Source organism: Bergeyella cardium (assembly GCF_003614945.1).
Taxonomy (GTDB): Bacteria; Bacteroidota; Bacteroidia; order Flavobacteriales; family Weeksellaceae; genus Bergeyella_A; species Bergeyella_A cardium.
Map to the genome: position 1 here is coordinate 1,614,682 of NZ_QYCZ01000001.1, position 18,431 is coordinate 1,633,112.

16 protein-coding genes are annotated in these 18,431 nt (G+C 41.6%); 13 read left to right on the forward strand and 3 right to left on the reverse strand.

What is annotated here, in order from left to right:
- Positions 1-147: 147 nt before the first annotated feature.
- The 13 genes from D8991_RS07325 to D8991_RS07385 all read left to right on the forward strand — a co-directional run bounded on the left by D8991_RS07325 (position 148) and on the right by D8991_RS07385 (position 13,970).
- Positions 148-1,284 carry a GNAT family N-acetyltransferase gene (locus tag D8991_RS07325; RefSeq protein WP_120489738.1) on the forward strand — a complete coding sequence of 379 codons (1,137 nt, stop codon included), beginning with the start codon at positions 148-150 and terminating at the stop codon, positions 1,282-1,284.
- A 73-nt stretch (positions 1,285-1,357) separates the two neighbouring features.
- Positions 1,358-4,765 carry an isoleucine--tRNA ligase gene (gene ileS, locus D8991_RS07330; protein WP_120489479.1) on the forward strand — a complete coding sequence of 1,136 codons (3,408 nt, stop codon included), beginning with the start codon at positions 1,358-1,360 and terminating at the stop codon, positions 4,763-4,765.
- Positions 4,766-4,943: 178 nt separating this feature from the next.
- Positions 4,944-5,969 carry an NAD(P)/FAD-dependent oxidoreductase gene (locus tag D8991_RS07335; RefSeq protein ID WP_120489480.1) on the forward strand — a complete coding sequence of 342 codons (1,026 nt, stop codon included), beginning with the start codon at positions 4,944-4,946 and terminating at the stop codon, positions 5,967-5,969.
- Positions 5,970-6,147: 178 nt separating this feature from the next.
- Positions 6,148-6,780, forward strand: coding sequence for a peroxiredoxin (locus D8991_RS07340; RefSeq protein WP_120489481.1), 633 nt, complete (start codon positions 6,148-6,150; stop codon positions 6,778-6,780).
- Positions 6,781-6,803: 23 nt separating this feature from the next.
- Positions 6,804-7,118 (forward strand): thioredoxin family protein, encoded by a 315-nt coding sequence (locus D8991_RS07345; RefSeq protein ID WP_120489482.1) that lies wholly within the window; start codon positions 6,804-6,806, stop codon positions 7,116-7,118.
- Positions 7,099-7,356: a DUF6952 family protein gene (locus tag D8991_RS07350; protein ID WP_120489483.1), complete on the forward strand. Its 258-nt coding sequence runs from the start codon at positions 7,099-7,101 to the stop codon at positions 7,354-7,356. Before D8991_RS07345 ends, D8991_RS07350 begins: the two co-directional genes overlap by 20 nt.
- A gap of 146 nt (positions 7,357-7,502) precedes the next feature.
- Complete coding sequence (locus D8991_RS07355; RefSeq protein ID WP_120489484.1) at positions 7,503-8,198, forward strand: phosphoadenylyl-sulfate reductase; 696 nt, start codon at positions 7,503-7,505, stop codon at positions 8,196-8,198.
- 64 nt (positions 8,199-8,262) lie between these two features.
- Positions 8,263-9,171, forward strand: coding sequence for a sulfate adenylyltransferase subunit CysD (cysD, locus tag D8991_RS07360; protein WP_120489485.1), 909 nt, complete (start codon positions 8,263-8,265; stop codon positions 9,169-9,171).
- A gap of 61 nt (positions 9,172-9,232) precedes the next feature.
- Complete coding sequence (locus D8991_RS07365) at positions 9,233-10,477, forward strand: sulfate adenylyltransferase subunit 1 (RefSeq protein ID WP_120489486.1); 1,245 nt, start codon at positions 9,233-9,235, stop codon at positions 10,475-10,477.
- 117 nt (positions 10,478-10,594) lie between these two features.
- Positions 10,595-11,941, forward strand: a complete 1,347-nt coding sequence (locus D8991_RS07370) for a sulfite exporter TauE/SafE family protein (RefSeq protein WP_120489487.1) — start codon at positions 10,595-10,597, stop codon at positions 11,939-11,941.
- Positions 11,942-12,001: 60 nt separating this feature from the next.
- Positions 12,002-12,550, forward strand: a complete 549-nt coding sequence (locus D8991_RS07375) for a DUF1599 domain-containing protein (protein ID WP_120489488.1) — start codon at positions 12,002-12,004, stop codon at positions 12,548-12,550.
- A 3-nt stretch (positions 12,551-12,553) separates the two neighbouring features.
- Positions 12,554-13,612 carry a BT_3928 family protein gene (locus D8991_RS07380; protein WP_120489489.1) on the forward strand — a complete coding sequence of 353 codons (1,059 nt, stop codon included), beginning with the start codon at positions 12,554-12,556 and terminating at the stop codon, positions 13,610-13,612.
- Between the two features lie 4 nt (positions 13,613-13,616).
- Positions 13,617-13,970 carry a tellurite resistance TerB family protein gene (locus D8991_RS07385; protein ID WP_120489490.1) on the forward strand — a complete coding sequence of 118 codons (354 nt, stop codon included), beginning with the start codon at positions 13,617-13,619 and terminating at the stop codon, positions 13,968-13,970.
- A 223-nt stretch (positions 13,971-14,193) separates the two neighbouring features.
- Here the strand turns inward: D8991_RS07385 and D8991_RS07390 are convergent, their stop codons facing one another.
- From D8991_RS07390 to D8991_RS07400, 3 genes are all read right to left on the reverse strand, one after another.
- The gene (locus D8991_RS07390) at positions 14,194-14,832 is read right to left on the reverse strand and encodes a rhodanese-like domain-containing protein (RefSeq protein WP_120489491.1); all 639 of its coding nucleotides are present in this window, start codon (positions 14,830-14,832) and stop codon (positions 14,194-14,196) included.
- A 76-nt stretch (positions 14,833-14,908) separates the two neighbouring features.
- A complete protein-coding gene (locus D8991_RS07395) occupies positions 14,909-16,066 on the reverse strand; it encodes an HmuY family protein (protein WP_120489492.1) in 1,158 nt (385 codons plus the stop codon).
- A gap of 12 nt (positions 16,067-16,078) precedes the next feature.
- Positions 16,079-18,193, reverse strand: coding sequence for a TonB-dependent receptor plug domain-containing protein (locus D8991_RS07400; RefSeq protein WP_120489493.1), 2,115 nt, complete (start codon positions 18,191-18,193; stop codon positions 16,079-16,081).
- Positions 18,194-18,431 lie beyond the last annotated feature (238 nt).

The window sequence follows — 18,431 nt, forward strand, 5'->3', positions numbered from 1 at the left end:
TTTTTAAATTTTCAAAGAAAAGAAATTCCACCTCTCCTCACACCTAATTATATATTAAGATATATTATTGATTACAGGGCAGTAAATGCCCTTGATAACCTAAACAATGGCAGAATATGCTATATTTGCAACTTAGTTTTAAAGGTTATGGAGAAAAAAATTACCATTAAAGAGGTTAAAAATAGCAAAGATTTAATGGCATTTATTAAGTTTCCAATGGACTTATATAAGGGCAATCCGTACTTCGTACCCCCACTCATTAATGATGAGAAGAACATCTGGAATCCGAAGGAAAACCCCGCCTATGCCTACTCGGAGGCAAAGCAATTCCTCGCATTGAAAGGCGAGAAAGTAGTGGGGCGAGTTGCCGTTATCATCAACCATAAAGAAGCGGAGGAGCTGGGGATTCACAAGGTGAGATTCGGCTGGCTCGATTTCATTGATGATATTGAAGTATCCAAAGCGCTCTTTGAAACCGTAAAGAACTATGCAAGAGAAAAGGGCATCGCAAAGATTGAAGGTCCAATGGGCTTTACAAACCTCGATAAAGCGGGAATGCTGACCAAAGGGTTTGATCGATTGGCAACGATGATTGGTATTTATAACCACAGCTACTACCCCGAGCATCTGGAAAAGCTCGGACTGAGCAAAGAGAAAAAATGGGTGGAGTTTGAAATAGCCTTCCCCGATCAGCTGAATGAGAAAATCCTCAAATTTAATGACCTTGTCCTTGAGAAGCACAAGCTCCGCGTCCTTAAATTTAAAAACAAAAGAGAGATACTGCCTTTCGTAGAACCGATGTTTAAACTCCTCGATGAGACCTATAAAAACCTCTCTACCTATACCCCCATCACCGATGAGCAGATAAAAACCTATAAAGAAAAATACTTCAGTTTTATTGATAAGGACTTTATCATCTGCATAGAAAACGCCAAAGGCGAGCTGATTTCGTTTGCCATCACGATGCCGTCTTACTCAAAAGCCTTGCAAAAAGCGAATGGCAAGCTCTTCCCTTTCGGATGGTGGCATTTCCTGCAAGCAGGAAGGAAAAACGATAGGGCGAATTTCTACCTCATCGGGATACACCCCGACTATCAGCGGCAGGGCATTACCTCCATTATCTTTAAAGAAATCTACGATGTCTTCAAGAAAAGAGGTGTAAAATTCCTCGAAACCAACCCCGAACTCGAAGAGAATAAAAGCATACAGCTCTTGTGGAAAGACTACAATCCCGAAAACCACAAACGCAGGAGAACCTACTCCCTCACCCTTGATGAAATATAGATAAGACACAGAGCGATTTATTCTTTTTTCAATGATTTTTATTATATTCGCGCACTTATAATAGAACATTCTTATGGCAAAGTTTAGCGAATATAAAAGCCTTGACCTGATAGATGTTGCAGAAAATGTTGCAGCATACTGGAAAAATAACGATACCTTTAAAAAATCCGTAGAAATACGCGAAGGACACCCAGAATTCGTCTTCTACGAAGGTCCTCCTTCCGCAAATGGACTGCCGGGCATTCACCATGTAATGGCGCGAACCATAAAAGATATCTTCTGCCGATTCCAAACACAGAATGGCAAGCAAGTTTTCCGTAAAGCAGGCTGGGATACTCACGGGCTACCTGTAGAACTCGGCGTAGAGAAAGAGCTCGGCATCACAAAAGAAGATATCGGTAAAAAAATCTCTGTGGAAGAATACAACCAAGCCTGCCGAAATGCCGTGATGCGCTATACCGACATCTGGAACGACCTTACGGAGAAAATCGGATACTGGGTAGATCTCGAGAACCCATACATTACCTACAAACCGAAATATATGGAGTCGGTTTGGTGGCTCCTCAAGCAACTCTATCATAAGAATTTACTTTATAAAGGATACACCATACAGCCGTATTCCCCAAAAGCGGGAACGGGGCTCTCTTCCCACGAGCTGAACCAGCCAGGTACTTATAGGGATGTAAGCGATACCACTGTGGTGGCGCAATTTAAAGTGAAGGAATTTTCAAAGGTTTTAGCCGAGAAGCTCTCTTCCATCACTAATGAGCCTGTGCATATCCTCGCTTGGACAACTACCCCTTGGACATTGCCGTCTAATACCGCCCTTACCATAGGTGAAAACATAGACTATGTACTTGTAAAAACCTTCAATCAATATACTTTTGAGCCTGTAAATGTTATTTTAGCTAAGACGCTACTTCCAAAACAGTTCGGGAAGAAATTTGCAGAAGCTAATGATGAGGACTTTGCCCATTATACCTCCGAATCTAAGGTCATTCCATACAAAATCTTAGCAGAATTTAAAGGCGCTGATTTGGTGGAAACAACTTACGAACAGCTCGTACCTTGGTTCCTCCCTGCGGAGAATCCAGAGAAGGCATTCCGAGTAATTGCAGGCGACTTTGTAACCACCGAAGACGGAACTGGGGTGGTACATACCGCACCCACATTCGGGGCAGACGATGCTCGCGTAGCGAAAGAAGCAGGTGTACCACCGATGCTCGTAAAAGATGAAAACGACAATCTCGTGCCTCTTGTAGACCTTCAAGGCAGATTCATCAAGGGAGAAAATGTACCCGAAGTCTTCGCTGGCAAATACATTAAGAATGAATATTATGACGATGGCACTGCCCCAGAAAAATCTTGGGATGTAGAGCTTGCTATCCTCCTTAAAACCGAAAACAAAGCCTTCAAAGTAGAGAAATATACCCACTCCTACCCTCACTGCTGGCGAACTGATAAGCCCGTATTGTACTATCCGCTGGATTCTTGGTTCGTGAAGATGACTGCCGTGAAAGACAGATTAGTGGAACTGAATAAGAGCATCAACTGGAAGCCAAAAGCTACGGGGGAAGGGCGTTTCGCTAACTGGTTAGAGAATGTGAACGACTGGAACCTCTCCCGCTCAAGGTATTGGGGTATCCCGCTCCCAATCTGGCGAAGTGAAGACTTGAAAGAGGAAAAAATCATCGGTTCTGTGGAAGAACTCGTTAATGAAATCGAGAAATCCATCTCAGCTGGGCTAATGACAGAAAATCCTTTCAAAGGATTTGAAATCGGAAATATGTCCGAAGAGAATTATGACCTGATCGACCTCCATAAAAATATCGTAGATAGTATCATTTTGGTTTCCGAAACAGGAAAACCGATGAAACGAGAGAGCGACCTTATCGATGTGTGGTTTGATTCTGGTGCTATGCCTTATGCTCAGCTTCATTATCCTTTTGAAAACCGCGAACTCATCGACCAAAACAAAGCCTACCCTGCGGATTTCATCGCGGAGGGAGTGGATCAAACGCGCGGCTGGTTCTACACACTACACGCCATCGGCACTACAGTTTTTGATTCGGTAGCATATAAAAATGTGCTTTCCAATGGATTGGTTTTAGATAAAAACGGACAGAAAATGTCTAAGAGATTGGGCAATGCCGTAGATCCTTTTGAGACGCTTGCGAAATACGGTCCAGATGCTACGCGCTGGTATATGATTTCCAATGCCAACCCTTGGGAAAACCTGAAATTTGACATCGATGGAATCGACGAGGTGCGCCGTAAATTCTTCGGAACGCTGTATAATACTTACTCCTTCTTTGCCCTCTATGCCAATGTAGATGGCTTCAAGTACGAGGAGGCTGATATACCAAATGACAAGCGCCCTGAGATCGACCGCTGGATTTTATCAGAGCTGAATCTCCTCATTAAGGAAGTAAAATCCTTCTACGAAGACTACGAACCTACAAAAGTGGCAAGAGCCATCAATACTTTTGTGAATGACAACCTCTCCAACTGGTATGTAAGGCTTTGCCGCCGCCGTTTCTGGAAAGGAGATTATTCGGAGGACAAGATTTCGGCTTATCAGACCCTCTACACTTGTCTTGATGTGGTGGCAAAACTTTCTGCACCTATCGCTCCATTCTTTATGGACAGATTGTTCCAAGACCTCAATGCCGTAACGGGTAGAGACAAAGCCGAGAGCGTACATTTGTCTGATTTCCCAGTGGCAGACGAAACAAAAATAGACACCGACCTTGTAGAGAAAACGCATCTCGCACAGACCATTACTTCAATGGTATTCTCACTTCGTAAGAAGGAAAACATCAAGGTTCGCCAGCCACTCCAAAAAGTGATGCTCCCTGTCCTCGACAAAAAGACGGAAGAGCAAATCTTGGCAGTCGCAGATTTAATCAAACAAGAGGTAAATGTAAAAGAGCTTCAGCTCATCAACGCTGATGAAGCCGCACACCTTATCGTAAAACAGATAAAACCAAACTTCAAAGCCCTCGGCGCAAGGCTCGGCAAGGATATGAAAGCCGTAGCTGGCGAGATACAAGGCTTCTCAAACGAGCAAATCGCACAGCTGGAAAGCTCAGGAAAGGCGGTCGTTCAAGGTTATGAAATCACATTAGAAGATGTAGAGATTTCCGCGAAAGACATCCCAGGCTGGACTGTCGCAAGCGAAGGAAAGACCACCATTGCCCTTGACATCACCATCACCGATGAGCTAAAAGGCGAAGGCATAGCCAGAGAGTTTGTAAACCGAGTACAGAACCTTAGAAAAGACAAAGGCTTTGAACTTACGGATAGGATTGTTGTATCCATCGAGGAAAGCAACCCGTTCGCAAAATACATTCTAGCAAATACAGACTACATCTCCTCAGAAGTCTTAGCTGATAAAATAGCACTCACAAACTCCCTTTCAAACACGAATGAAGTAGAAATAGACGATGTGAAATTTTGGGTGGGAGTTGAAAGGATATAAACCATTCCTAAAATAATATTATCGCCTCACCTTTCGGTAAGGCGATATATTTATAGCACAAAAAAAATCGCTCATTAAATACGAATTTATTCCTATAATAGCAGTATAATACTTGCACCACAGGGGAAATTTATAGTATTTTTGGGCTTATTAATTTTAAAATATAACTTAATTTACAATGAAAAAAGTAGAATACATTATTGTAGGAGGTGGTTTTGCAGCATTATTTTTTGCACACAGGCTTATTCAGGAGGGTATTTCTTTTATACTCTTTGCAGAGGAAGGGAAGACGGCTTCCAACATCTCCGCAGGTATGGTGAATCCCGTAGTCTTAAAGAAATTTACCACATTTGATAATGCCCTTAGTCAAATCTCTGAACTGAGAAAGGTTTTAGGTGAGATGAAAACCTACACGGGACAAGATACGCTTATTGACCAGCCTATACACCGCATCTTCCACGATGAAAAAGAAAAAGAGACCTGGCTGAAGAAATCAGAAGATGAAAATCTATCGGTATTCCTCAACCGCAGTTTTGTAGCAGTGGAGGGTGTAAATAATCCTTTTGGTTGTGGTGTAGTGGAACAATCTTTTAGGATAGATGTACCTCTTTTCTTCTCTTCGTTTTTTGATTATTTGGAAAGCAAAGGGCAGCTCATCAGAAAGAGGTTTGAGCACTCAAAAATCAATACAGAAACTAATCAATATGGAGATATTAGCTTCTCAAAGATTGTTTTTGCTGAGGGTATAGGCGTTAGGAACAATCCTTTCTTCCGAGAGATTCCTATTATTGTAAATAAAGGTCATCATCTCAGCATTAAAATCAATGGATTTAATCAGGAAAAGACTTTTAAAAAGAAGCATTTCCTCCTCCCGCTTAGCGATGGCGAATATTATTATGGCGGCACCTACGACAGAGAAAATGAAACCGAGCAGATTGATGCCAATGCCGTAGAACAATTGGAAAGCGGACTGAAAGAAATCGTGGGGGATGATTATGAGATTGTAAGGGTGGAATATGCCTTCCGACCGACGACAAGAGACAGAAAACCAATACTCGGTCAGCATAAAGAACATAAAAACTTCTATGTATTTAATGGCTTAGGTGCTCGAGGATTGCTCAACGGAGTGCATTACTCGCAGGCACTCTTTAATCATATAGAAAAAGGAGAACCGATACCAGAAGAAGCGAAATCAGGCAGATAAAGCCTGATTTTTTTTATATAAACTTCAATCTTTCCTAATGCCAATCGCTATTCTCAGACTTCATACTTAAAGGAAATATTTCATATAGATTTTATGTATTAAGATTGCTTTTGACGATAGCCGTATTGAAGTACTTTTGCCCCGTAAAATTTAAAATCAACGAAAAACTATATCAATTATGTCATTAGTAGGAAGACAGTTCCCAAACATCACAGTAGATGCAATGTCTGAAATGGGAGACAATCTTAGAATTAATATCTTGGATGAGGCAGTAAAAAACCAACAAAAAGTACTTTTGTTCTGGTATCCTAAGGATTTCACTTTCGTATGTCCTACGGAATTACACGCTTTCCAGGAAGCATTAGCAGAGTTTGAAAAGAGAAATACCAAAGTAATCGGTGCTTCTTGCGACACCAATGAAGTACACTTCGCTTGGCTCAATACCCCAAAAGCTCAGGGCGGAATAGAAGGCGTAACCTATCCTATCCTTGCAGACACGCATAGGCAGCTTGCAAATGCTCTTGGGATTGTAGATCAGGACTTCGATTATGATGAAGAAGGCAACGAGCTCCTTTCCGGCTCTAATGTTACTTACCGCGCTACTTACCTCGTAGATGAAACAGGAAAAATCTTCCACGAAGCGGTAAATGATATGCCTCTCGGAAGAAATGTAAAAGAGTTTTTAAGACTTATAGATGCCTATACTCACACTCAGAAGCACGGCGAAGTATGCCCTGCAAACTGGGAAGAGGGTAAAGACGCTATGAGCGCTGATAGAAACGCTACCGCAGAATATTTAGCAACACACTAATCTCATTTAAATCTCATTATTTTATGTTCATTGAATTAACAGAAGACAATCTCCAGCAGATCGTAGCTCAAAACGATAAAGTAGTCGTACAATACGGTGCTTCCTGGTGTGGAAACTGTCGAATTATGAAGCCAAAGTTTAAAAAACTCGCTTCCGAAAATGAAGCTATTCCCTTTTATTATGTAGATGCCGAGCAGTTCGTAGAAAGTCGCAAACTGGCGAATGTAAATAACTTGCCCACATTTGCTACATTCGTGGGAGGTAAGCTCGTAGGAGAGCTCCAAACGAATAAAGCCGAAAACCTAACAGAATTAGTCAATGAAATTACCCGTAATTAAGCATCTCACTCAGTTTATTGAGGAGAATGACGAGGACTACATCATAGAAACCTTAGAGGTATTAGAAAACCTAACCGAAGCCCCAGCTCTAAAAGATGAAGAGCTTGATGTAATAGGCGAGCTTATATCTAATATGTACGGTGCTATGGAGGTTCATAAGATGACTAAGAAAGGAATGGACAAGAAAGAAGCCCTCAACTCTTTTATGAAGAGAGTAATGGGAAGTATCGATAAATAATTTAATTTTTTATAGTTTCATACGCTGGTGCTGCTACTTGATTTTTCAGGTAGCAGTGCTTTTTATGATTTCAAAGCTATAGGTGGTTTTAGCGGAATCAATTCATTTTTTTTTCGCAAATTTGCCCACATTTAGTACAAAAACCTGTGCAGATAACAAAAGACGATATACAGCATCTGGAAGAACTCCCCCTCGTGGAAGCACTGCGATACATCGCTGCTAAAACCACTGGAAAGGTCGTTTTCTCCACATCTCTCGGGCAGGAGGATCAGATCATCACAGATGCTATCTTCAAAAACGATATCCCTATAGAAGTTTTCACCCTTGATACAGGGAGACTCTTCAATGAGCATTACGAGCTTCTCGCGATGAACAATGCCAAATACAAAGGCAAAATAAAAGTCTTCTTCCCAGACCCTGAGGATGTAGAACGCTTCGTGAATGAAAAAGGCATTAATGCTTTCTATCATTCCGTAGAGAACAGGAAAGAATGCTGCTTTATCCGAAAGGTAAAGCCCCTCAACCGCGCCCTCAAAGGTGCCGAAGTCTGGGTTACAGGGCTCCGCGCAGAGCAAAGCGAGAACCGCGAAAATCTACCGATAATAGAGTGGGATGAGGAGAGAACCCTCTATAAATTCAATCCACTCATCCGTTGGACTTATCAAGAGGTCCTCAGCTATATCGCCGAACACAAAATACAAGACCTCCCCCTCCACCGTAAGGGTTACATCAGCGTAGGCTGCCAGCCCTGCACTCGCCCCATAATGGAAGGCGAAAACCCCAGAGCAGGCCGCTGGTGGTGGGAAGAGTCTAAGAAAGAATGCGGGCTTCATACCCATTAATCAAAAGAACAAAACAAGAGAACAAACGGCAGAATTTCACCACACCTGCCTATAGAATAAAATTATGGAAAAGCATCAATTCAACCATTTAAAACAGCTGGAAGCAGAGAGCATCTATATAATGCGCGAAGTCGCTGCGCAGTTCGAGCGCCCAGCCCTCCTCTTCAGCGGCGGGAAGGACTCTATCACCCTCGTACATCTCGCGATGAAAGCCTTCGCACCGATGAAGATTCCCTTCCCACTCGTCCATATCGATACAGGGCACAACTTCCCCGAAGCACTCAACTTCCGCGATGAACTGGCAAAAAACATCGGTGCCGAGCTCATCATCCGTAATGTGGAAGACACCATAAAAGCCAAAGGGCTCACCGAACCTAAAGGTAAATTTGCCTCGAGAAACTGGCTCCAAATCCACACCCTCCTTGATACCATCGAAGAATTCGGCTTTGATGCCTGCATCGGTGGTGCGAGGAGAGACGAAGAAAAAGCCCGAGCAAAAGAGCGATTCTTCTCGGTGAGAGATGAATTCGGTCAGTGGGACCCGAAACTCCAGCGCCCAGAGCTCTGGAATATCTACAATGGGAGAATCCACAAAGGCGAGAATGTCCGCGTATTTCCGATAAGCAATTGGACGGAGCTCGATGTATGGAGCTACATCAAAGCCGAGCGCATCTCATTGCCTTCGATATACTTCGCCCACGAAAGGGAAGTAATCGAGCACGAAAACCGTCTCATAGCGGTTTCGGAACATATACAGATAGACGAGGGCGACCGCATCCTCCGCAAGCAAGTGCGCTACCGCACTGTTGGCGATATGACCTGCACCGCTGCCGTAGAAAGCTCCGCCAAAACCCTTGACGAGGTGGTGGCAGAAATCTCCGCATCGCGAATCTCCGAGCGGGGAGAAACGAGGATAGACGACAAGGTAACCGAAGCCGCAATGGAAGACCGCAAGAAAGGTGGCTACTTCTAAACTCTCCTACGGAATGAGATTTTAATGACAGACAGGATTAAAAATTTGAATCAATAAAGAAATGGATATACTTAGATTTATCACCGCAGGAAGCGTGGACGATGGGAAAAGTACCCTGATCGGTAGGCTTTTGTACGATAGCAAGAGCATCTTGGCAGACCAGCTCGAGGCACTCGAACAGCAGTCTAAAAACAAAAATGCAGAGGGAATAGACCTCGCGATCTTGACCGACGGGCTGCGCGCCGAGCGCGAGCAGGGGATTACGATAGACATCGCGTACCGATACTTCGCTACACCGAAACGAAAATTCATCATCGCCGATGCCCCTGGGCACATCCAATACACCCGAAATATGATTACGGGCGCATCAAACTCGGAGCTCATCATCATCCTCGTTGATGCCAGAAATGGCGTTACCGAGCAAACCCGCAGACATTCCATCATAGCCTCGCTTCTCAACATCAAAAATGTTGTGGTAGCAGTGAATAAAATGGATCTGGTGAATTACGATGAAGATATCTTTACAAAAATCAAAACCGATTATCAGGAAATCGCTCATCGTTTGGGACTTCAGCAAGTGAGCTTCTTCCCGATTTCGGCATTCGTGGGCGATAATATCGTGAATACCTCTGAGGCGATGCCTTGGTATAAGGGAGAATCCTTGCTGCACTACCTTGAAACGGTGGAAATCAGCCATAGGGAATACGAGCAGTCGAGGTTTCAAGTTCAATATGTGATTAGACCACAAACCGAAGAATTGCACGATTACAGAGGTTATGCGGGGCAAATCATTTCAGGGACTTATGCGAAGGGAGACGAGGTGATCATCTATCCGCAGGAGCAGAAGACGCGCATCAGCAAGATAGAATCTGCGGGCGAGGAGGTTGAGCAAGCCTTTGCTCATCAGCCTGTGGTGCTTCACATCGAGGATGATATTGATATCTCTCGCGGAGATTTCTTCATTAAAGCCGATGAAACCCAGCCTCTCATCAATAATGATGTAGAAGCATTGGTTTGTTGGCTCGATAAACGCGAGCTTTCGGAAGGCAGTAAGTGCCTCCTCCAGCACCGAAGCAGAATCCTGAAAACCATAGTGAAAGAAATAGAATACAAGATAGATGTAAATACCCTAGAGCAAGTACCTGCCGACGGAACCCTCAAGCTGAACGAGATTGCTAAAATAAGGCTCCGCACCGCCTCGCCCGTTATCTACGATGATTTTAAAGAAAATGAAACGATGGGCAGTGCCATCCTCATCGATGAAACCAGCAATGCAACCGTAGGTGCACTGATGATGATGAGGTAGAAACCAACAAAGAGAGGGCAAAAAGCCTTCTCTTTTTTTAGGCAAAAGCTCGGTGCGAAGAATGAAAAAGATTTTCTACATTTGCGCACCCAATACAGGGGAAGCTAAAACATCATAATGCCACATTCTCAGAGGAAACACATCCGTTTGTCATTAAAATCCGAATACCTTAGGGTGCTCATCATTGGGGAGCCAGAGCTTATTATGGACGAGCTACCCCTCCTCTACGATAAAGACTTGGAAGACCTGCAAATCTTTGCCCCAGAAGAGACGGAGAGCCTTAGGAACTTCGCAGAAGAAATGCCCAATACCACCCTGCACACCGGCATACCTAACGATAGCGACTTTGAGAAAGCGCACATTGCGTACATCCTAACGAAAGATGAGACTGAGAAAATCAACCTGATACACTTAGCAAAAAAGCATAAGATTATCATTATAGACGAACTTGCCCCTTCATCAAAACATAAGAACACAAAGGAAAAACTCATCCTTAATAAAGTACAAAGCACCATACCCGGCACCAGAAATTACCAGAACCCTTACGAGGTTTTGGAATATATGACCACCTATACCAAAATGGCGAAAATTCGTGCTACAATGTACCTTTCGCTTATCGGGATAATGGTTTTTGCAGGATTGTTCTTCCTCACCATCTACGAATTTGAGCTCTATCCAGAGGTGAAGGACTTTCTGGGCAGAGATCACAGCATATTCTATTGGATGCTTCTCGTGGGCTTCCTTGCGGAAATGGTCGCAGGTTCTATGGGAATGGGCTATGGGACTATTTGTACCGCGATATTGCTCTTCCTCGGGCAGAGCCCAGCGGTTGCCAGTGCCAGCATACACTCTGCACAGACCTTTACTACATTTGCAGGCGTAGCGAGCCATTACAAGCTGAGAAATATCAATATGAAATTGGTAAAAGCCCTTGCTCCTTACGCCATCTTAGGCGCTCTGATGGGCTCATTCTCCCTTTACTTTATCGATAAAGAATACGGAAAAATAATGAAACCTCTGCTGGCTGGCTACACGATGTTTATCGGGGTTAATATCTTCATCCGTACCCTTATGAACCAGCGAAAGAGGCAGAATATCAACCGCAAGAGGAGTAATTTGCCATTGCTTGGGCTCGTAGGTGGCTTTCTTGACTCATTTGCAGGCGGAGGCTGGGGACCATTGGTTACAGGCTCGCTGATAAAAGACGGCAGAACCCCAAGATATGTAGTGGGGAGCTCCATATTCCTGAAATTCCTGCTCACGACCACCAGTGCCATTACCTTTATCTTTACACTGGGAACCCAGCATTGGAATATCATTCTCGGGCTATTGCTCGGTGGGGTTATTACGGCGCCTTTCTCAGCAATGCTTACCACTCGCCTCCCGATAAAAAAGATGACCCTCGCGATTAGTATCCTCGTTATTATAATGAGTGCAATTACTTTGTATAAAGCGCTATTTTAAATCTCCACCTACAAATCTGAATGCTTTAAAATCCTTATCTTTGAAGCGTAAAGATTGATTATGCAGAAAACTTCTGAACAGTTTAAGAAAATCATAGCCGAGTGCCGTGATTTATTTTCAAAGAAAATGAAAGACTATGGAGCCGCCTGGCGCGTGCTGAGACCGAGCTCTATTACGGATCAGATTTACATAAAAGTGAACCGAATACGCACCCTGCAAATGTCTGCCAAAAGAATGATAGATGAGAGCGAAGAAGGAGAGTTTATCGCGATTGTTAATTACGCGATTATCGGGCTTATACAGATGGAAAAAGGGCTGACCGATAATCTGAATGAAAGCCCTGAGGAAATCCTAAACCTGTATGACAAATACGCAAGCGAAGCACAACTGCTGATGGAAAAGAAAAACCACGACTATGGAGAAGCGTGGCGGGAGATGCGGGTGTCGTCCATCACCGATTTAATCTACCAAAAAGTTCTTAGGACGAAACAAATTGAGGACAATAACGGGGCAACCCTCGTCTCCGAAGGTCTGGATGCCAACTATTTTGATATGCTGAACTACGCGGTATTCTGCCTTATAAAATCAAGCGAAGAATCTAAAAAATAAGATATGAAAGACGCATTAAGAATCATCGTTGGGGTGATTTTCATTATCTCGGGATTTGTGAAAACCATTGATGCACGAGGCTTTTCATTCAAATTGGAGGAGTATTTCTCACCATCGGTCTTTAACCTCTCGTTGCTGGAAACCTATGCACTGCCTTTGGCAATATTCGTTGCCATCTTTGAGATTCTCTTAGGGCTGGCATTGGTGATAAAACTTTGTTTAAAGAAATCATTAGCACTGCTCATCGCACTCTGCGTATTCTTTGCTTTTCTCACTTTCTATTCAGCCTATTTTGATAAGGTAACCGACTGTGGGTGCTTTGGTGATGCTATTAAATTCACCCCTTGGCAGAGCTTCTGGAAGGATATTATCCTGCTTGTCGGGCTGCTGATTCTATGGATTGGATACAGAAAAGAAAAGGAACAAAAGAATAAACTCGCACTTGCCCGCTTTTTTATTGGGCTTTTGGGGACTATCGTTATAACCTCTGCTGGGATTTATGGTGAGCCTTTAATTGATTTTAGAGATTATAAAATTGGTACCGACCTGAATGCTGAAAGAAAAAAAATAGAGAAAAACCCTGCCGAATACAAAACCTATTATACCCTGAAAAACAACAAAACAGGCGAGGAAAAAGAAGTAAATCAAGACGATTATGTGAATAAACAAGAATACTGGGAAGAAGGCACACCTTGGGAAATTATTGAAGATAAAACCATTTCCAAGCTCGTGAAAGAGGGATATAAATCTGAGATTTCTAAGTTTAAACTCAGCGATAAAGATGAGAATGATGCCACAGAGGAAATCCTAAACAAGGAAAAAGTGATCTTGATTTTTAGCTATAACCCTAAGGAAATAAAAGATTACTCTGCAAAAATCAGCGAACTGAAAAAGAAAAACTCAGAAATCTATGGCGTATCTCCAGAAGGGGATACTTTTAAAGGGCTTACGAATTTCAGTATGGACGGTACAGCTATCAAGACGATTGCCCGCTCCAATCCTTTTGTTCTTGTATTAGAAAAAGGAAAAATAGTAGATAAACAACCTCTGAAAAACTATTAATATAATGCTACAAAAATCTAATAAATCCATTGCTGGCTATCATCTGTTGATGATTCTATCCGCTGTAGATCACCACTTCTCACCAGAGGAAGGATTAAAAATTCGAGAATATCTGGAAGAAGAATTTCCATTCAGAATCAACCTTGACAATGAGCTGGACATTATTGCACGGCTACAACCCGAGGAGTGGAAAGACCATTTTGAGTTTCACGCACATTGCTTCTATGACGACTCTACCGAAGAGGAGAGGCTCAAGTTTGCTGACTTTGCTAAAACCCTCATCAAGGCAGATAATGAAGTAACCGACCGCGAGCATAAATTCTATAAACTAATGAAACACATCTGGAAGCTGGAGTAAAAAGTAGATTTCATTAGCTACATTACGATTAACGATAATATGAGGATAGAAAAAACAGCTTAGAATAGAGTAATTAACCTCGGGATTATTCTGGAAAATATTATAAAAGACTATCGGTAGCACCAAAGATGCTACCGATAGTCTTTCTCAACCAAAACTAAAAGAGTGTTGAGTACCATTAACCAAAACTCTATACTTTATAGTTTAAAGTATCAAAGTCTCTCTACCAGTCCTTACTTTTGGTTACAGTAAAGAGGTTTTCTTTGTCTAAGCCTACGAGCTCGTGCTCTATATCAGCAGGGATGTGATAGGTATCGTAGGTATTGAGGAGGATTTCCTCCCCTGCGATGATGAACTTCACCTTGCCTCTAAGCACTACCAAAAGGGCAGGCTCGGAGGTAGTATGATTGGGCAATACGGCATCTTTCCCGAGGGCTACGGCCACCTGCTTTGCGGTGCTCCCAGACTTTATTACAAATACCGAAGGCTTATCTTTTAGGAACTTTACCTTTTGTATGATGTTGCTCTTCTGTAGCATCTTTACATTATCTACGGTTTTGCCGTTATAGACATTCACGCCTTGCTTTTTCAGGATTTGATACGCCTTTTCTGCTCGCTTGCCAGAGCGGCAGAAAACTACGACTTTCTTCCCTTTAAGCTGGTAGGCTTGCTTATCAATGGTATCGACAGGGATATTGATAGCGCCTTTTACACTGCCTTCATCAAACTCTTTTTCGGAGCGAACATCTACAAGGACGGCGTCTTTGGAATTAATAACCTCTGATAATGACTGCGCCCTTGCAACCGAAGTGAAGAAACTCAGCAGAAGGATGAGGGGAAATAAAAACTTCGTTGATTTCATTTGTTTATGGTTTTAAAATTAGACTTTATATCAAAGAGGGAAGTAAAGCCCATACAAGCGCTCCTCCCCTATACATTTATTTTAATAATACATACTGGAAAACAGGGTGGCCTCTTTCTCCGCTCTCGCTACTTACAGCACGGAAAATGAGTTTATATTTATTTCCCTCACTATCTTTTACTACAAAGATTAAGTCTTCAGCTACGGCAGTCTCTCCAAGCCCTCCTTTCCTCCAGGCAGTAGCCATAAAGTTTTGATTAATCCTATCAAGTCTTTCAAAATTTATTTTATTTGCTTTTTCCAAAGTATAGGCTTGGAAAATCTTTTCTTTTTCATATCTGTCTACTTGCAGACCTGCTGCTCTTACATCTCCGTGAACATTGAGCTGAATAAGGTCTGGGAAGAAATAAACAAACTGCTTATCAAACGGTGCATTTGCCACCAATGCCGTATATGTATAGTTTGTAGTAAAGCACATATCCCAGTCTTTCTTTTTAGGCTGAACATCTACGGTATTATTAGCCTTTATACTGAAAAATTTAAAGTTGTATTCCGAATCTTTTTCTATAAAGAACTCTTTATGCTGGGTATCTGCCAAGTCGGCATATTGAAGGAGGTATCCATTTGCCCTTTTCAGGATGCGAATTTTCTTCCAGCCTCTATGCTCACCTGTAAGGTCTATGCTGCCTGGCTGTGGGTTTTTATTGCTTATTTCATACCCCATACTTACAAGATAGACTTTATTTTCTGAATCATTCGCAGAGATTTCTGCTATGGCTGTACCTGAACCCTTCTGCCCATTATCTTCTTTCAGCTTCCCTGATGGATTATCTACATAGCCCAAACTTGCTTTTGTAACCTCAGTTGTATTTGGACCTGGGGAAGAAATCAGGATACTGTTGTCTATTGACTGTACCTCATCTATATTGGTAGAGTTAAGGGCTTTTGTAGACATTTTTACAGAGCCATTAAGTATTACTCTGAAATCTTCGCCACAGTAAAAACCGAAGTCCCAAGAGTCTCTTCTTACTACTTTCGTGGTATTGGTCCTCAAATCTACATAAACCTGATTGGGCTGATTATGCCCTCCTACTTCGGGTTTCAGAGTCAATAAAGAACCCGGGGGTATACTTGGCACTTCTGCTATACCATCTTGCCCATCTTCTGTGGATGAGCAGGAAGTAAACATTAAAGTAACAGCTGCTAATGTTGTGATGATTAAATTCTTTCTCATAGCGATGAAATTTTATTGTTTTATATTAAGATTATATGTTAGTTTCAAATAAAAAGACCTTCCATAGCCCAATGCCACAGACTGTACATTCCTGCTACTACCATCAGCGGAAGTGGTTGTTCGCTTTATATCGGTAGTGTTAAGTAAGTTTCTCGCACCGAATGCTACCTCTACATTCTTCTTAAAGAATTTCTTTTGTAGGGACATATCCAGCCAGCCATAAGGGTCTTGCTCGCTAATGACATAGCCTTTGGTACTCACCGTCCACTGCTGAGATTTCCCAATAAACTTATAGTAAGCGGAAATCCTTGTATCCCACTGAGGGATATTATATGAGAGGTTTAGATTCGCATTGATATTGAGCAGGAATCTGTCATCTGTATGATGTTTCTCACTCTCTACTTTTTGAGAAACCCAAGCGAAGGAAGCTCCTAAACCAAAATCCCAGTTATCCGACTTAAAATTATTGCTGGTAGAGATATGATAGCTTTTGTACTTACTGATATTAATATACTGGAACTTCGGGGCATTACCATCTAAATCGAGCAACGCATTATAGATTTTATCACTGATATTATTAGTACTGAACATTACTTGATTGTGCAGTCTGGATTTTCCGTTATTCAGTTCGGTGGTCTTTTTAATACTCGCTTCTGTGGAGAAACCATTTTCGGGGATTAAGTTTTCATTCCCAAGGAAAGAATGCCCTTCGAATACATTATAGGTATAGAGCTCATCAAAACTTGGAGTACGATAAGATTTCCCTCCTGAAGCCCTAAACTCATAGTCATTTAACAAATACCTCAGCCCAAGTGAATAGGAATATTGGTTATTAAAGAGCGTCTGGAAAGAATACCTGAAACCTGGGCGAATGGAAAAGTTCTTGGTAAAACCGATTTCGGATAGAGCAAAGACATCATAATTATCTATTTTCTTGTTGATTTGTTTTATGGTATGCCCTGCATCATCTACTTCGGAGAAGCCTTTGTTATTCACCAACTCATATCCGAGCTGAATATTATACCTCTTATCCGCAAAGCTCTTGCTGAGAGTACCTGTGGAGTAGATCACATCCATAGACTGGTCTTTTTTACGCTCTCTATTAATGGACTGTCGTGTATTAATAATATATCGGAAGCGCTCAATTTCCCTTTCCTGATACTGATAGGAGGCAGAGATGTTATAAGCAAAATCATTAAACCTGCCATTAGCATTTAAGTGATGAGCATTTCTTGAATAATAGTACTTTTTATCTGTTCCGTATCTATACGCTCCTATTTCATCATTATATCCAGATTTAGAATTCCTATCGAAGAAATTAAAGTTTGTTTCCATATACTCAAACTTGTAAAAAGATTTAAAACTCCCTTTACGATAGCTGATTAAAGCATTTTCCTGAGTATAATCTCTCGGGAGAAATTTATATCCCCTTCTGCCATCGGGCAACAGATAATTTTTCCCTTTATAGTTTCCAAAATATCCATTAGACTGGTTTCTATTAAAGCCTGTGGAGAACATCCAATTATCATTAATATTATAATTGACTTTAAGGCTTTGTATGTGCCGCCCTTTATCTTTCAGGTTATATTCATTTCCCATACTCTCTTCCTGCACACTGGCACTTATCTCATATCTGCTCTGTGCTTTTTTCTTGGTAATAATGTTGAGAATACCGCTCACAGCATTGGCTCCGTGGGTAACGCCCATAGAGCCTTCTATAATCTCCACCCGCTCTATATCATTGATATTGATTTGAGAAAGATCGGTATTATTCCCCACTCCACCTTCGCTTACAAAAGGAATATTATCTATAAATATCTTGAAATAAGAGCTGTCGAGCCCAAAAAGAGAAACAGTGGAGCGGCCACTATTTACATCTGGGAGTACGGTAATATTAATATATTGATTTAATGCGTCATCTAAATTTACAGCACCCATATTTTTTATATCCTGTGCTGTAATTACCCGTACATTTTTTATTGATTCTTTTACTGATTGAGGGGAAATCTGCCCCGTAATTACGACTTCTTTTATATTTCTCTCTCGGATTTTTTCTTTATTCTGTGCTATTGCAGAAATGCTGATAAGCAGAATACTCCCAAGAAACAACTTCCCATCAAGCCTCATTATTTAGTTATTTTATTTTATCACTTGCAAAGTTAAAGCATCTATTTTCCATAAACAACCAGATATTTACTTAGTCTCATTCTAAGGAAATGACAGGATGTAGGCTTTTACTATTATTATATTTCTAATTATTTTTCTATATATTTTTTATTTAATCTTATTACTGTGTGTTATGGTAAAAATAAATTAAAAACAAGTCTTATGATATATATCATATTTCTATTTTTTTAATTCTACT

Coding starts and splice junctions, on each gene's coding strand:
- D8991_RS07345 (WP_120489482.1), top strand. CDS start 6,804: ATGTTCATTGAATTAACAGAAGACAATCTCCAGCAGATCGTAGCTCAA.
- D8991_RS07335 (WP_120489480.1), top strand. CDS start 4,944: ATGAAAAAAGTAGAATACATTATTGTAGGAGGTGGTTTTGCAGCATTA.
- D8991_RS07385 (WP_120489490.1), top strand. CDS start 13,617: ATGCTACAAAAATCTAATAAATCCATTGCTGGCTATCATCTGTTGATG.
- D8991_RS07390 (WP_120489491.1), bottom strand. CDS start 14,832: ATGAAATCAACGAAGTTTTTATTTCCCCTCATCCTTCTGCTGAGTTTC.
- ileS (WP_120489479.1), top strand. CDS start 1,358: ATGGCAAAGTTTAGCGAATATAAAAGCCTTGACCTGATAGATGTTGCA.
- cysD (WP_120489485.1), top strand. CDS start 8,263: ATGGAAAAGCATCAATTCAACCATTTAAAACAGCTGGAAGCAGAGAGC.
- D8991_RS07380 (WP_120489489.1), top strand. CDS start 12,554: ATGAAAGACGCATTAAGAATCATCGTTGGGGTGATTTTCATTATCTCG.
- D8991_RS07365 (WP_120489486.1), top strand. CDS start 9,233: ATGGATATACTTAGATTTATCACCGCAGGAAGCGTGGACGATGGGAAA.
- D8991_RS07350 (WP_120489483.1), top strand. CDS start 7,099: ATGAAATTACCCGTAATTAAGCATCTCACTCAGTTTATTGAGGAGAAT.
- D8991_RS07340 (WP_120489481.1), top strand. CDS start 6,148: ATGTCATTAGTAGGAAGACAGTTCCCAAACATCACAGTAGATGCAATG.
- D8991_RS07375 (WP_120489488.1), top strand. CDS start 12,002: ATGCAGAAAACTTCTGAACAGTTTAAGAAAATCATAGCCGAGTGCCGT.
- D8991_RS07325 (WP_120489738.1), top strand. CDS start 148: ATGGAGAAAAAAATTACCATTAAAGAGGTTAAAAATAGCAAAGATTTA.
- D8991_RS07370 (WP_120489487.1), top strand. CDS start 10,595: ATGCCACATTCTCAGAGGAAACACATCCGTTTGTCATTAAAATCCGAA.
- D8991_RS07400 (WP_120489493.1), bottom strand. CDS start 18,193: ATGAGGCTTGATGGGAAGTTGTTTCTTGGGAGTATTCTGCTTATCAGC.
- D8991_RS07395 (WP_120489492.1), bottom strand. CDS start 16,066: ATGAGAAAGAATTTAATCATCACAACATTAGCAGCTGTTACTTTAATG.